We start from the raw sequence: 15,260 nt of genomic DNA, 5'->3' as shown, positions 1-15,260 counted from the left end.
AATACCTATATCCGAACCATGCCTGCTCCTTATCTGCTCCTTATCTGCTCCCTCTCTATAGACAAGGAGTAGGTAGGGAGCAGCTACGAAATAACTGCGGGATAAATAAGAAGCGGATACAGTCAAAGGAAGCCCCCCTTTCCGCATATCAGATGAATGATTTAACCGCCGAGAGAAATTTTCTAATCTATATTCTTCCGTTATTTGCATAGTTTTTCTACTTTTGCAAATCATTTTAATTAAATCCATACAGGCTATATGCAGGAAAAGATTATCATTCTTGATTTCGGTTCGCAGACCACACAACTCATTGGGCGACGTCTTCGCGAATTGAGTATATATTGCGAGATTGTACCTTATAATAAGTTCCCCAAAGGGGATGAAAGTGTGAAAGGAGTTATACTTTCAGGCAGTCCGTTCTCTGTATACGATGAAAATGCGTTCAAGGTCGATTTGAGTGAAATTCGTGGCAAGTACCCCATTCTGGGCATCTGCTACGGTGCGCAGTTCATTGCTTATACCAATGGCGGCAAGGTAGAATCTGCCGGGAACCGTGAATACGGACGTGTACATCTGAATTCCTTTGATAAGGACAATGTGCTGTTCAAGAACGTGAAAGAGAATACACAGGTGTGGATGAGTCATGGAGACACGATTACCGCTATTCCTTCCGGTTTCAGAACAATTGCTTCGACGGAAAAAGTGGCTATTGCCGCCTACCGGATAGAAAATGAGAACGTGTGGGGCGTACAGTTCCATCCCGAAGTATTCCATACGGAAGACGGCACGCACATGCTGAAGAATTTCGCGGTAGACGTGTGCGGCTGCAAGCAAAACTGGAGCGCAGCTTCCTTCATTGAAACAACTATTGCCGAACTGAAAGAGCAAGTGGGCGATGATAAAGTTGTCCTGGGTTTGAGCGGTGGTGTAGACTCTTCTGTTGTCGCCGTACTGTTGAACCGTGCTATCGGCAAGAATCTGACTTGTATTTTTGTTGATCATGGCTTGCTTCGTAAGAACGAGTTCAAGAATGTGCTCCACGATTATGAATGTCTCGGCCTCAATGTGATTGGCGTAGATGCCAGTGCAAGGTTTTACGCCGCGTTGGCAGGAGTATCGGAACCGGAAAAGAAACGTAAGATCATAGGTAAAGGCTTCATTGACGTGTTCGATGAAGAAGCTCATAAAATAAAAGACGTGAAGTGGTTGGCGCAGGGTACGATTTATCCCGATATCATTGAATCACTGTCTATTACGGGTACGGTTATCAAGAGTCACCACAATGTGGGTGGTTTGCCCGAGAAGATGAACCTGAAACTTTGCGAACCACTTCGCTTGTTATTTAAGGACGAAGTTCGTCGCGTGGGTCGTGAACTGGGCATGCCCGATCACCTGATTACCCGTCATCCTTTCCCCGGGCCGGGCTTGGGAGTACGCATTCTGGGTGATATCACCCCTGAGAAGGTAGCTATTCTTCAAAATGCGGATGATGTCTTCGTTCAAGGTTTGCGCGACTGGAAGGTAAAAGAAGCCGATGGTAGCGAAACTTCCCTTTACCATAAGGTGTGGCAGGCAGGCGTAATTCTGCTTCCAGTGCAGTCGGTTGGTGTGATGGGAGACGAGCGTACCTACGAGCGTGCCGTTGCCCTCCGTGCGGTAACTTCTACGGATGCCATGACGGCGGACTGGGCGCATCTTCCTTATGAGTTCCTGGGCAAGGTTTCCAACGACATTATTAATAAGGTGAAAGGGGTGAACCGTGTGACTTATGATATTTCGTCGAAGCCGCCGGCAACAATCGAATGGGAATAAAATAAGCCCTTTTTAGACGATATTTGAGTAGCCTCAGCTTGTGTAAAGTTGGGGCTATTTTGTTGATACATAGCTCTGTGGGCGTTCAAAATGACTTTTTTGCAGTATTCTTAATATTTGTGAATTGTCACCAGTTCTTGTCACCACCTGCCAATCGTTAATTTCTGGAAATGATTATTTCCCAGTATCTTTGAAAAAATGTTTCAGATGATTTGGGAATTAATATTTTTTTTTGTCTATTTGCATTGGAAGTTAAAATGATGTTAGTAACTTTTTCATAACCCAAACTCTGGGAATACAATATTCATAAATTAAACTTTAAAAAGAATGGTAAGTAATGAAGTAAGCATTGCTAATAGATTTGTTATGCGAGTTAATTTTAACCTCAAAGGTATAGGGGGTAGAAGGTCACAGATATGGTTGTCAACGACCATTAATAAGGAACGTGCAAGGGTATATACAACTCTTCTGATTGAACCAGAGTTTTGGCTTAAGACGACACGGACACAAGAAGGGGGAGGTGCTGTAGAAAGTAGTACTTTAAACGCAATTCAGAATAAGTACAATAAGAAAATTAATAAAGAGCTTGAAAAAATATTGGACTATTGTAAAGAATATGGCGTAATGGTTTCTCAATCCCATTTAATGAGTAATGTGATGGAACATTCAAAAACTAATTTTGAAGCATTTCTCAACTCAAAAATCCGCGGAATAGAGGTTAAAACTAGAAAATGCCCAGAAGAGTTTGTGAAGGCTTATATTGAGAGAAAAATCAATATGGTAAATAAAGATACTCAACGTAAAATCGTGGATGGAACAATCTATAATCATCAAAACGCATTACAACGATTAGAACGCTTCTGTAGGGAAAAGAATCAGCGATTAGTGTGGGAACTGTTTAATAATAGATTGGAAGAGAACTTCACTGCTTGGCTTATGGAGCAAAACTACTCGGTTAATACCATAGCAAGTCAATATAGTATAATGAAGGTTTGGCTTAGGGAGGCTGAAATGGAAGGGTTAATCAATGATAAGTCTTTTCATAGATATACGACAAAGGCACATGATGTAGATAATATCTATCTATCGGGAGATGAAATAGAACGTCTGTATAACATTGATTTTTCGGATGCGGCTATTGCTTCTGAAATAGACGCTAAGAGTATGATAGAACAAACAAGAGACTTGTTCATAATTGCATGTTGGACGGGATTAAGATTTGGTGATTGGAAAGACTTGTCTAAAGCAGACTTAACGGCTGATACTATGACAATTACAACGAGTAAAACCAATAGAACGGTTATTATTCCACTACACCCTCTGGTAAGAAATATCATTAGAAAATATGACGGTAAGTTACCAATGGCAGTTGATAAAACTCATGCATTGAAACAAATACGTAAGTGTGGTGAATTAGCTGGTATTAATGAAGTGATGTCTTTGTCCCGTGTTGTTGGGGGAAAGACTATAATACGTCGAGAATCTAAATATCATTTTATAATGAATCATACTGCTAGACGTTCCTTTGCAACTAATATGTATTTGAAAGGCGTTCCTTCTATTAGCATTATGGCGATTACTGGTCACACGACCGAAGCAAACTTTCTAAAATATATAAAGATGTCTCAAGCGGAACATGCTGCTATTGTAGCTAAGGCTTTTGTATAGCTGTTTTTTTTGGTATATATTTTTTAAGTATAATCTAATAATGCGACTTATTACTAAGCCGCATTATTTATTTTCAACAGTATGTGTACTATTTGAATAATTATTGCTGTTTTAAAGCCATTTGTAATATATCACAACACCATCAAAATTGTCAGCTTTTAAACCGTATGGTTTAATGGTTACATTATCATATAACAATGCAATATAAGTTGAGGTGTTCTCATACACATAAATAGCACCAGAAATCAACTTATCCTCACAATCAATATTATTGGGTGTTCCATGGCAGTCAAACCATACTTTAGGACCAGTTGGATACATAATCCACCACCCTTCTTCATTCCTACCATTATTTGTGTCATCCCTATTTGATAACAATAATCCCTCTTTAAAATCATCATAAGTGTTGGGCCACCCACCCTCCCAATAAGGGACAAATTCCAAATAACCATGTTCCTCATAAAAACGAGTTTTTTTAATCCTAGGATCGACATAACATTGGAATCTTAAATCGTCACGGACTTCCCCATTAACTAGAAATGCCCTACTATCTGGTTTCTTTCCATTAAACTTTGTGCCTTCCCACAAGTTTTTTTCTTCCATGAATGGTTCATCACTACCACCCTTATCACATGAATACACTACAAACGACAGACAAATAATTGTCAAAATATATAAAATCTTTTTCATAATATAAAATCTTTTTTTTGTCTTAATTTGATTCTATTTCTTCTGTTCTTTGGATAAAATAAACATCCTTAATGCGAACAAATGAAGTGCTAAGTTTCCAATCCAAAGCAATGAAAAAAGGCTAAAGAATAAAACTAAGAAGGGTATAATTTTTGTATATATAGAACTGTCTACCATATACCAATCTTTGGGACAATAAAGAGAAAGGAATATTGGTACTAACTGTAATATGATAGCAAAGGAAAAAGAAGCACAGAGGACTTCATAAGGCTGTTCCCCATTCACTTTATCTTCTAATCGTTTTACAGTTTCCTCTTTGAGGTTTATTATTATTGCATAGCCCGCTATGGTGCATCCGACCAAACTGGGAAAGATGCTAAGAATATTACTTCTTGTTAGCTCAGATTCAAAATTGATCAACAAGGATATAGTGCTCAATAAAAAGCTTATTATCAAGCAAACCCAAAACTCCTTTTTATCAATATTGTGCCAAATATCACTACTGACCCTTCTTATAGAAACTCTTTTAGTCATATCTTCTTATAATTTTATAGAATTAGAACTTATAAGTCATACCAACACCGAACACCAACTGGTTGAAATTGCTGATTATCTGATATTTCAATTCCGCATTGACAGCCAATTTGTTTGTGAGTTGATATTCTATGCCCGCACCTAAGTTAACAGCAATTTTCCCACTTCGGGAACTCTCACTTTCTACTTCAAAGTCATCGTCATCAATTTCTATTCCACCTATTTCCCAACTTGTATAGCCAAGACCTGCTAAGGGATAAGCATTAACTTTATTGGCAACTTTGAACAAGTAATGCGCATTGAGATTAAAATCGAACATGTTAAAGCTATTTTTGCCGAAGAAATAGTTGAAAGATGGCTCAACACGAATAGCATCCGTAATGCCATACTGAAACTTTGCTCCAATACCTAAACTTTCAATCTCCGACCCATAGTTTAATTGAACACCACCAGCCATTTCACCTTTTTGTGCCATAGCTGTTCCCAAACCTACCATAAGGATGATAGCGACCGTAAAAAACTTTTTCATTGTAATTTAAAAGTGCACCTTCGGCTCAATGGTGCAAAAAAGAAATAATTGAATGGGCATATAAAGAAAGTGTGAGCCTATTTTAGTCCTTATCCCATTGATAGGCTCTCGACTGCCCTTGTAATAGATAAGAAAAAACAGCTCACACCTTTGGCTATATATGTAGAGATACATATAACACACCAAAGGAAGAACGTTCTTTGTTATTTCAATTACAAGATGAGTTGTCGAGATTCATCAACGTGAAATAAAGCTAAACGCTTCCTATATTATGTCTGCTACTATTTGTAGCGTTGCAAAATTAAGAATTATTTAGCAAAGAACGCTTTGTGAGCTGTTATTTTTTTGCAAAATTAGTTTTTTGAACTAATAACTCATAAATATATCGTAGCTTTATATACAAAACTCTGTTTTAGCCCTTTGCACCGTGCTTATGCCTCTTTTTGTTAGCTTAGCTACATTCCTAATAGAATATCCTTTTTTCAATAGTGAAATAATTTCTTTGTATTCCTCTTTTTTCTGTTCTATGCTTTTAATGCTCCCTTTCTTTCTACCGACCTTGCCGTGATTAGCTCTGAAACGTTGGTAACCACTATCTAACCGAAACTGAATGTTTTCTCTCTCTATCTGGGCGCATGTTGCCAATGTCGCCAACATGATGGGTGCAAACATGGAAGGCTTTCCTGTGTTATCCAGTAAGGTGAACTGTTCCTTTTGCATATATAGGTTAATCTTGTTATCAATCAATGTCTTCACTGTCTCCAGTACTTCAAAACTGCTCCTTCCTATTCTTGAGAGTTCACTTGTTAGGAGTATATCTACCTTATTTATTATACAGTAATCAATGGCATCTTGGAGAATGGCACGTTCATTATTCTTTTTTCCACCGCTAATGTATTCTTCAAATACTTCTGTTATTTCCATGCCTGCATACTCGGCGTAATTCTTTAGGTCTTCAACTTGGCGGTCTGTATTCTGCCGATTCCGCTCTATGGTTGAACTCACTCTGGCATATATCACTGCTCTCTTTATATTCTTAACATTTGTATTTGAACAATCCTTTGGATTTATTGGTAACACTTTTATTGGGTTATCCATATTCAATATATTATTTTTTGAACACATTTGTTTTTTGAATACATTTTCAATTTAACGAATACTCATTCAGAACCCTCTGTTCGTAATTAGCAGTCTTCTCCACCCTTGTATCAATAGCCTCAACGAGCATATCGAAATACACGTCTTCAATAGTGTCGCTTACCTTCCCGTTCTTTATGAAGTTTATATTGAATAAGTCTTTGCCCTCATTATATACAATCTCAACCGCCCCCTTAAACTTAAATCCTTGTACCTTGAAGCGCAATCCGTTTTCGATAGTTACAGGGCTATTAAAGCCCCATGACCAGACAACCATAAGTTGACCTTTCAAAATACTCATTATATATTTCGCCATTTCCATTTCCTGTGTCCTCCTTGTTGTTATGCAGCTATTGTGTAAGTTAGAGCTGTCAACGATGCAAGTGTTTCGGCTTCTTTAGTCTCGTACACGTTCAATGCTTCTTTATTAATCTCGAACATATTCTTCTTAGCCCATTCGTGACGAGCTAACCAAAGGTCTTTCAATGCTTTTCTTGTGTTGGCATCAATAGCATTGATAAACTCAACAAAGGTTACCATGTGTCTACGTGATGCTTCCCTTGCTGATGCTTCGCAATCTGCATAAATCCAAAAGAAATCATGCTCATGAATCATCTTTATGGCTTTATTTATCATATCCATTGTTGTCATATCATTGAATTGTTACTGCTTATTTCTAATTACAGCACAAAGATAGTTATTCTAATTGAATTGAAATAATATCAATGGTTAAATAATATAAAATATATTATTTAATTTCAATTTAAATAATATATCAATCAAAATAAGATAGGTAAAACAAAAAAGGAAGCTAATTTGCTTCCTTAGATAATGCAATTTTAAAATACTGAATCAGATTGTAGAACTTAATTTGATGGTTATAATTAAAATAAGATAATATTTTGAATTAATGTTGTTAATTTAATGATTATATTTTAATTTGAATAACATTTCTTGCTATATTTGCCCCAAAAGAAGAAATTATGGCAAATGGCAGTGAAAGGACAGTGATTCATCTTCAGATAGGTGACCAGCACGAGTATTTTGGCTCTCCTTCATCAATGTATGATAGGCATACAGCCGAAGAGTTGGGGATCGGTCAGGCAAGCCTCAACAACTACTTCTATAAGCTCCCTGACGGTGCGGATATGGTTTATACTAATAGCCGATGTACAATCAGAAAGGGAGTATTGTATGTCAAACCCACCACTAGAGGAAGGAAAAAAGAACCTGTTGAATGAAAAATCAATAAGAGATACACGATGAACGGTTGTTTTCCTTGTCATAATGTACTCAGAGCCATATTCCATAAAAAATATGGTTACTAAACGTGTTTATTACCTCTTTCTCTTTCATTCAAAAACTTGTTTAGTTCTTCTTTAACAATCCTTTGGAGGTAGCTTGTTCCCTCGTTCTCCAACATAATAGCTACAAAGTTGTGAGCTTGCTCAACACTGTCAAAGCCGATTGTATCCTTATGAAGACATTGATTTAATAAATCCATACGTGCTACTTTGTCGGTTCGCCCTATCGCTTGTTTCGTTTCCTCTTTTTGAAGTTGTTTCCTGATTGCTTCGTATCTTTTCTTTTGAGTATTAGAGATTTTTTTCTTCGTATCTAATGATTGTTGTTTTCCCCACATAGGATTTAAGTTCCCTTCCCTGCTGCGTTGTGGTTTGACAGCATTGCTTGTGCTATTTTCCATATATTATTTTGTTTATATTATTATTTTATATTTTACCATTATATTTATTATGAGGTAGTTGGAACTAACTTCTATATATAAATATAATTATTATATGAAATAATTTTGTTTTCTCAATTATTTTCTGTACGTTTGGCATAGTTGGAGTTGTTCGCTTATATGGATAATAGTATTCTGTTCTTATCCTCTTTTGTAACCATTAAGTAATGATTAAAAAATAACTTGGTACAGATTAAGACGGCACTGATGAGATGCAGTCTCTTTCTTTAATCAAAAACTGTCCCAACTTATTTTTTTACGCTTACTAAAATAATAATAAACCAAAATAAGATACATTTTAAATAACTAAATTATGATTTATACTATAACGACTTCTGTAAGTTGTTTTTTGGAAAAACCTAACCATGAAGAAATTAGAAAGATAGAGTATATAAGAAAGAATCTATCACTGGATGAAATTGCGAATTTCATAAAAAGCGGATATGTATTATCGGCTAACTTTACTAATGAGTACGATTTAACCATTAAACAGCATCAACGTACCTGTAATAATTTCACTGGAACACATTTTATTATGATAGACTTAGATAATGATGTTAAATGTGACTTGGGTGAATTGGTTGATATGTTGCAACTTAAGCCGACCATTGCATACACGACTTATAGTCATCAGCAAGAAGGTAAAGGAAATAGGTATAGGCTTTTGTTTTTCTTTAAGGAAGAACTTGTTAATATTGATGTATTCAGAGAGTTATATGATAAAATAGTTGATATAAATAAACTTTCTATTTCTGATAATTGTGGCAGGAATGCTGTTCAGGCTGTGTTTGGTAGTTACCATGAATGTGAGTTGATCAACACTTGTAATCTGTATTCTATAAACCAATTTCAATTGAATAATAAGAATCAAAATGGACATTCTAATCCTATAAGAAAAGAAGAGAAAAACAATATAGAAATAGAAAGTCTAATTCAGGATAAGGAATATATTAATGACTACTGGAATATGTCATATACTGATTTGATAGCCAAGTATAATGATAAGTACTACTTCTTTCAGCATACTCCATTAGAACCTGTTGATGATGATACACCTTACATTATTCTTCCACCTAACTATATAGAGATTATAAGATACTGGATATATCATACCAATTATAAGGAGGATGGAGATGTACGGAATATCACCACCAAAGTTAAGCCTATAAGAGACGGAGAGGGAAGAAGAAGGAAGTTATACTTGAACGGGATTCTACGCAGAATGATGATTGATAAACTATCCTTTGAACACTTATTGCATTGCTTGGTGAATGAGCTATATTATTATATTGATAATAGTAAAGATAAGATAGATAAAAAGCAATTGATTGATATTGCATTCCGCTCGTATAAGGCTGATTTGCAAAGGTATAAAGAAATAAATATAAGGAAGGATAAGAGAAAATATATAGTGAATGATGGCTATTGTGTTAAACATAGCCTCAACAAACGACAAGTTAGTAATCTTTCAAAGAAGTTAATTACATATAGTCAAATAGGAGAGTTATATGATGTCTCACTTACCGACAAGGCTAATGTTGAGGTCTTTAAGGAGTATGGATTAAACATTTCGACTAAGACGTTACAGCGGTTCAGGCAAGAGATGGGTATCACTAAGTATCAGAAGGGAAATGGACATTCTGATTCTATAAGAAAAGAAGAAGAGAACAATATAGAAATAGAATGTCCAATTCAAAGCGATATGGATAAACCTTACTATGATTATCAATCGGAATTGATTTTGCAAGAAATGGACAGCGATGTTCATGGTGGGTACTATGACATTAATGATAGGGATGATGTTAGGGCAATGGTCAAAACGTTCATACGAAGGGCTAAGACTGTTAACCCTAATTATGATAATGGGGAACTGATTAAGATGTTCAAAATGCACTATGAGTTAGCCTGTTAGGGGAGTATTTCCAGGATTTTCCTGGAATAAACGCTAATCCGAACTATGATATAGGGTGAGGTAGCTTCATTTGAAATGCAGATAGAAGTTACCTAGCCTACCCATATATAGAAATAACTACTTATATAGTTTGACACCAGTTTTTGTCACCAGTTGATTAGAAGTGAGTATATAGAATAAGGTTAAACTATTGATAATAAGCATAAATATTTTAACGTCTAAAGATGAAAAACAATCGAATGGGAATAAGATGTCATAAGAATGAGAATACGATGTCATATAAAAAAGCCCGGAGCATTCAATGCTCCGGACTTTTTTTAAGAAGCTCAAAACAGTTTCTTAATTGTACTCAGGAATCTACCCGATCAGTTTTTCTACTTCCGGTATCACAATCTCTCCCCGATGCAGTTCCAACAGTCCGCTTTGCTGCATACCATTCAAGGCTTTTGATACACTGAGTCGCGTGTCATTAATCACAAAGGCGAGCCTTTCCATTTTTATCTTTAGTATCTTTCCTCCCGACGGACGCTCTGAATGCGAGAGGATGAATTTGGCAATACGTGCTTCCAACTTTTCGGGCGTTGCGGCCCATAACCGGCTATAGCAAGTTTGAGCACGGTTACTAACTATATTCATGTAGTTGAGGCGGAAAATTTCGTACTTAAACAGCTCGTTCATCACGAATGTTTTACTAATGGTTAACGTACGTACTTCCGTGTGGGCCAAATAGGTAGATACATAGGACGTATTCATGCCAAACAAAGATTGTGGCTCTATCACGTAAGGCGCCCGGCTGAATTCCATAAAGGTATAAGTGTTATCGGCAGATGTTGTGGTAGAGGTGATTGCCCCATTCAGGATAAATATCAGCCATTCGCATGGCGTGCCTTTTTTTACTAATATATCTCCAGCTTTATGCTTTGTGAAGTGTAATTTCACTTTTCCTAATATGCAGGTAAGGTCTTCTTGCACAAGCCCCTGAAAGAGTGGTAGTTGCAAGAGATTATTGTACATTGTTTCCATATATCCCTTCTTCTTTTTGTTTAATAAGCAAAAGTAGAATAATCGTTATTTACTCTAATATATTTAGCCTTTCTTTTTTGTTTTTTTATTATTTCTTAAACGTGCTATTCAATCGGTACGAATAAATCTTGTGGGATGCATAAAAATCGACTATCTTTGCAAAAAAGGAGGAATATATGTTTTATGCATTTAATTTTCAACAATTAGTCAGTGCTTTTATCGTACTGTTTGCCGTAATTGATATCATTGGTTCTATTCCTATAATCATTAATTTGAAGGAGAAAGGGAAAGAAGTGAACGCATTGAAAGCTACGTTGATATCTTTTGCGTTGCTGATAGGTTTTTTCTATGCCGGCGATATGTTGTTGAAGTTGTTTCATGTAGATATTGAATCGTTTGCCGTTGCCGGCGCTTTAGTTATTTTCCTGATGTCGCTGGAAATGATTCTCGACATAGAAATTTTCAAGAACCAGGGGCCTATCAAGGAAGCTACGCTTGTGCCGTTGGTTTTCCCTTTGCTGGCAGGTGCGGGCGCATTTACCACTTTGCTGTCTCTTCGTGCGGAGTACGCCAGTGTCAATATCATCATTGCCTTGGTACTGAATATGGCGTGGGTGTATTTTGTTGTTAGCATGACCGGTCGTGTAGAGCGGTTTCTGGGCAAGGGCGGCATTTATATAATCCGTAAATTCTTTGGCATCATTCTGCTGGCTATTTCGGTAAGGTTGTTTATGGCGAATATTACGTTGCTGGTGGAGGCGTTGCAAAAATAATAGTGATTCTTACTGGTGAGATACAAAAAAACCTGCACATCTTTGTATGACGTGCAGGTTTGATTATTTAATATAGCCTGTTGAGCTTTACTTGGCGTACGAATCCTTCACGAAAGGCGCATCCAGCAAATACTCTAAACTGGTCTTGACACTTTCTTCCAAAGGCATGCTGTACTCCTCTATTTCGGCAATGATATGCTTCAATCCGGCTTTCTTGGCATTTTTAAAGATGGCATCGAAACCTACCATACCGCTTTGTCCTATCTCACGATGGTCTTTGATGTGATACACCGCAAACCGGCCGGGATATTTAGTGAAATAGTCTACCGGACTTTGCTGCCCGCGTACTACCCAGTACACATCCATCTGGAAGAAAACGTATTCGGGGTTGGTGTTCTCAATCATGTAATCATACATCACTTTTCCTTCTATTTTCTGAAATTCAAAGCTGTGATTATGATAGCCAAACGCCATACCCTGCGCTTTGCAACGCTTGCCAATCTCGTTGTAATATGCGCAATAAGTACCCAAATCTTTCAGCGTATTGGGTGTTCTCATGCTGGGGCATACAATGTAGAGCATGCCGGCAGCCTTATGGGCGGCAATGCACTGATCCCACCATTTCATCGACTCGGAGAAGTCACCCGACGCTAATTCCTCATCTGACAACCCCTTGGAGGTATGCGATGACAGCACTTTCATGCCTGCCGTTTCTACATCCTTCTTGAATTGCTGAGGAGTTCTATTGTAGAATTTCCCGTCCTGGTAGTTGGCAGCTTCAACGCCGGTATATCCCATGTTCGCCAAGCTCTTCAGCATGGCAGTATAAGCGGGATCGCACTTACCGTCTTTATTGTCTATCTTGTTGAGCACATTTCTTACGGAATAAAGCTGGATGCTGACGTCCTTTGTAGCTTTTTTCTGTGCCATCGCTGTAAACGGAATGGCGAGAAGCATGGCTACTGCACACAAATATGTCCGGTGTTTCATGTTTCCTGATTTATATTGATACATGAGTTTAATCGAGTACTTTCACACGAATGTTGCGGAACCATACTACGTCTCCATGGTCTTGCATACCGATGAATCCTTCGTGATTCTCGCCACCGCAGTTGTTGAGCAACTCAAACGCCAATGGCCATTTCTGTTCGCTGAATTTGCTGGCTTGCAGCAGGTCAGTCCATTCTTTGGTCCACAGGTGGTATTCAAGCACATTTTCGTCGTTTTGTCCGTGCACCACTGTACCTTGGTAAACCATAATCTTAGCTTTATTCCATTCGCCGAAAGGTTTGGCGTTTTGCGGTACTGCCGGAATCATGTCGTACAAGGAAGCTGCCTGGCGGTTGTTATCCTTACCCAGTTTGGCATCCGGATGGTTCTCATTGTCGAGCAACTGAAACTCGGGAGCAGAGATATAAATGTGTTCAAGTACGTCGTTGCCGTCTTTGTCCTTTGAAGTGACTTCCTGAGCCAAGTAGAAAAGGCCGGAGTTACCACCCTTAGCAACTTTCCATTCGAGTTCCAACTCGAAGTTTTTAAACTTATGGGCAAAGATCAGGTCGCCGCCATCACCAGCTTGCGCTTCACCGCCTCCGGTACCATTGAACTTGATGCAACCGTCTTCAATGACCCACTTGGAGGGTACACGGTCTTTACCGTATCCGCGCCAGCCGTTGAATGTCTCTCCGTCGAAGATGGTGATATAGCCATCGGCGTCAACCGGAAGCAGCAAACTGTCTGTTTCGGCTGCTTTCAGCGATTTAGAATAGGATAACGATACTTCGGCCGGTTGAGTGGTCTCTGCCTTTTTCTGGCCACCGCAAGAGACCAATGTCGCTGCTACGATGCAACATGCTAATGGATAAAATACTTTTTTCATGATAATAATATTTATGGGTTTTAATTGTTTAATTCTTAATCTACTCTTATCTCGGCATGTCGGGCAATCTCCAGCCTTCGCGATAGTTATGCTTCACCAGTTCGGCAGCATACTGTTGGGCATTGATCGGATTGGTCCACGACTTGTCGAACGTAGGGTGACCGTTATGAATTTTAAATCCATCCTTGATGCAAGTTCTGATGGTTTCCGTATCACCGATGTTGGTAAAGCACATGTTTGCGCCGTCCCACTCCAATATTTTGTTCAAACCTTGCAAGCGAATAGCCAATACTCCCATTACTACCATTTCGTTCAATGGGCCTGCTTCGAAGAAGTTTGAGCTGGGCTGGATGCGGCTTGACTTGTTTTCTTTACAAGCGCGTACCCAATCCATTTCATGACCACCCATGCCTTCAGGCACTCTCCGGCGTACCTTTGGAGCATTAGGTACACGACCCGACAACAAGAATGGTTTTTCACCATAGCATCCGCAAATCAGTGTATCTTTTGTTCCGTGGAAGATCGTCAGACCGCCACCGGGGCCCATCAACTGTTGTCCTTCGGGGAAGCCTTTCGGACGGTCGGGCATTAGTCCGCCGTCGTACCAGTGTACTTCAACTTCCGGCATGGCTACCTTCGGCATATTTTCGCGAGCGGGGAAAATCATTTTCACATGTTGAGCCTGTGGGGCGCAAGCATTCAGCAATAAAGTAGAGGAGCCTTCCACTTTGGTAGGATAACCTAACTTCAATGCAGTGAACGATTGCTGAATGATGTGACAAGCCATATCTCCCAATGCGCCTGTTCCATAATCCCACCATCCGCGCCAGTTCCAGGGGTGATAAATAGAGTTGTAGGGATTCAGTTTAGCCGGACCGGTAAACAAGTCCCAGTCTAATGTCTTGGGGATGCGTTCTTCCTTTTCAGGAGAATTGAGTCCTTGCGGCCAGATAGGACGGTCGGTAGCGCATTCCACCTTGGTAACTTCGCCGATTTCACCGTTCCAAATCCATTCGCATACCAGATTGGTACCTTCGCCGGATGCTCCCTGGTTACCCATTTGTGTAGCTACACCGGTAGAAGCAGCAAGTTTGGTCAGCAGGCGTGATTCGTAAACGGAGTGAGTCAGCGGTTTCTGGCAGAATACATGTTTACCCATCGTCATGGCATCTGCCGTGATGATGGCGTGGGTGTGGTCGGCTGTAGCAACAATGACTCCATCAATGGATTTGCCCATTTCGTCGTACATTTTACGGTAGTCCCAATATTTCTTTGCATTGGGGAATTCGTCGAACGCTTCCTTAGCGTATCTCCAGTCTACATCGCAGAGGGCTACGATATTTTCTGTACCTTTCACCTTATTGATATTGGAACGGCCCATACCGCCAATACCTACTGCTGCAAGGTTCAGCTTGTCGCTGGGAGGTACATGTCCATGGCTCATGCCTAAAATACTACTGGGAGCAATGGTTATGCCTGCCAATGCGGCTGCTCCGGTTTTGAGAAATTGTCTTCTTGTGAAGTCTGACATGGTAATTGTTTTTAAGGGTTAATAAATG

Annotated in this window: 16 protein-coding genes; 5 read left to right on the top strand and 11 right to left on the bottom strand. The window is 38.9% G+C overall.

The features are described 5' to 3' along the window. Window positions 1–258: 258 nt before the first annotated feature. Window positions 259–1,812 carry a glutamine-hydrolyzing GMP synthase gene (gene guaA, locus B2Z67_RS14840; protein ID WP_291530622.1) on the top strand — a complete coding sequence of 518 codons (1,554 nt, stop codon included), beginning with the start codon at window positions 259–261 and terminating at the stop codon, window positions 1,810–1,812. Window positions 1,813–2,139: 327 nt separating this feature from the next. Beyond that, entirely contained in the window at window positions 2,140–3,480 is a 1,341-nt protein-coding gene (locus tag B2Z67_RS14835; protein ID WP_291530621.1) for a tyrosine-type recombinase/integrase, read from the top strand. Between the two features lie 111 nt (window positions 3,481–3,591). Here the strand turns inward: B2Z67_RS14835 and B2Z67_RS14830 are convergent, their stop codons facing one another. The 6 genes from B2Z67_RS14830 to B2Z67_RS14805 all read right to left on the bottom strand — a co-directional run bounded on the left by B2Z67_RS14830 (window position 3,592) and on the right by B2Z67_RS14805 (window position 7,006). Next, window positions 3,592–4,170, bottom strand: coding sequence for a hypothetical protein (locus B2Z67_RS14830; protein WP_291530620.1), 579 nt, complete (start codon window positions 4,168–4,170; stop codon window positions 3,592–3,594). Between the two features lie 33 nt (window positions 4,171–4,203). Continuing rightward, window positions 4,204–4,704, bottom strand: coding sequence for a hypothetical protein (locus B2Z67_RS14825; protein ID WP_291530619.1), 501 nt, complete (start codon window positions 4,702–4,704; stop codon window positions 4,204–4,206). Window positions 4,705–4,726: 22 nt separating this feature from the next. Continuing rightward, window positions 4,727–5,233, bottom strand: coding sequence for an outer membrane protein (locus B2Z67_RS14820; RefSeq protein WP_291530618.1), 507 nt, complete (start codon window positions 5,231–5,233; stop codon window positions 4,727–4,729). 393 nt (window positions 5,234–5,626) lie between these two features. Further along, window positions 5,627–6,265: a recombinase family protein gene (locus B2Z67_RS14815; protein WP_291530636.1), complete on the bottom strand. Its 639-nt coding sequence runs from the start codon at window positions 6,263–6,265 to the stop codon at window positions 5,627–5,629. 112 nt (window positions 6,266–6,377) lie between these two features. Further along, a complete protein-coding gene (locus tag B2Z67_RS14810) occupies window positions 6,378–6,686 on the bottom strand; it encodes a hypothetical protein (RefSeq protein ID WP_291530617.1) in 309 nt (102 codons plus the stop codon). Window positions 6,687–6,712: 26 nt separating this feature from the next. Beyond that, window positions 6,713–7,006, bottom strand: coding sequence for a hypothetical protein (locus B2Z67_RS14805; RefSeq protein WP_291530616.1), 294 nt, complete (start codon window positions 7,004–7,006; stop codon window positions 6,713–6,715). A gap of 347 nt (window positions 7,007–7,353) precedes the next feature. Between B2Z67_RS14805 and B2Z67_RS14800 the strand changes: the two genes are divergently transcribed. Continuing rightward, window positions 7,354–7,611, top strand: coding sequence for a hypothetical protein (locus B2Z67_RS14800; protein ID WP_291530615.1), 258 nt, complete (start codon window positions 7,354–7,356; stop codon window positions 7,609–7,611). Window positions 7,612–7,694: 83 nt separating this feature from the next. Here the strand turns inward: B2Z67_RS14800 and B2Z67_RS14795 are convergent, their stop codons facing one another. Beyond that, window positions 7,695–8,075, bottom strand: coding sequence for an NUMOD3 domain-containing DNA-binding protein (locus tag B2Z67_RS14795; protein ID WP_291530614.1), 381 nt, complete (start codon window positions 8,073–8,075; stop codon window positions 7,695–7,697). Between the two features lie 352 nt (window positions 8,076–8,427). Between B2Z67_RS14795 and B2Z67_RS14790 the strand changes: the two genes are divergently transcribed. Next, complete coding sequence (locus B2Z67_RS14790) at window positions 8,428–10,026, top strand: hypothetical protein (protein WP_291530613.1); 1,599 nt, start codon at window positions 8,428–8,430, stop codon at window positions 10,024–10,026. Window positions 10,027–10,383: 357 nt separating this feature from the next. Here B2Z67_RS14790 and B2Z67_RS14785 read toward each other — a convergent pair whose 3' ends face one another. Continuing rightward, window positions 10,384–11,049 carry a Crp/Fnr family transcriptional regulator gene (locus B2Z67_RS14785; RefSeq protein WP_291530612.1) on the bottom strand — a complete coding sequence of 222 codons (666 nt, stop codon included), beginning with the start codon at window positions 11,047–11,049 and terminating at the stop codon, window positions 10,384–10,386. 176 nt (window positions 11,050–11,225) lie between these two features. On the opposite strand from B2Z67_RS14785, the gene B2Z67_RS14780 reads away from it, so the two are divergent. Further along, the gene (locus tag B2Z67_RS14780; RefSeq protein WP_291530611.1) at window positions 11,226–11,822 is read left to right on the top strand and encodes a MarC family protein; all 597 of its coding nucleotides are present in this window, start codon (window positions 11,226–11,228) and stop codon (window positions 11,820–11,822) included. An 87-nt stretch (window positions 11,823–11,909) separates the two neighbouring features. Here the strand turns inward: B2Z67_RS14780 and B2Z67_RS14775 are convergent, their stop codons facing one another. From B2Z67_RS14775 to B2Z67_RS14765, 3 genes are read right to left on the bottom strand one after another with little or no spacing between them, the layout of a single operon-like run. Then, window positions 11,910–12,812, bottom strand: a complete 903-nt coding sequence (locus tag B2Z67_RS14775) for a sugar phosphate isomerase/epimerase family protein (protein WP_291530610.1) — start codon at window positions 12,810–12,812, stop codon at window positions 11,910–11,912. Window positions 12,813–12,840: 28 nt separating this feature from the next. Continuing rightward, window positions 12,841–13,701, bottom strand: a complete 861-nt coding sequence (locus B2Z67_RS14770) for a 3-keto-disaccharide hydrolase (protein WP_291530609.1) — start codon at window positions 13,699–13,701, stop codon at window positions 12,841–12,843. 46 nt (window positions 13,702–13,747) lie between these two features. Further along, on the bottom strand, window positions 13,748–15,232 hold the full coding sequence (locus B2Z67_RS14765; protein WP_291530608.1) for a Gfo/Idh/MocA family oxidoreductase: 1,485 nt from the start codon (window positions 15,230–15,232) through the stop codon (window positions 13,748–13,750). Window positions 15,233–15,260 lie beyond the last annotated feature (28 nt).

This window comes from Bacteroides sp. UBA939 (assembly GCF_002293435.1).
GTDB lineage: Bacteria > Bacteroidota > Bacteroidia > Bacteroidales > Bacteroidaceae > Bacteroides.
The sequence above is the reverse complement of the archived record's forward strand: the minus strand, read 5'-3'. Positions and strand labels throughout refer to the sequence as shown.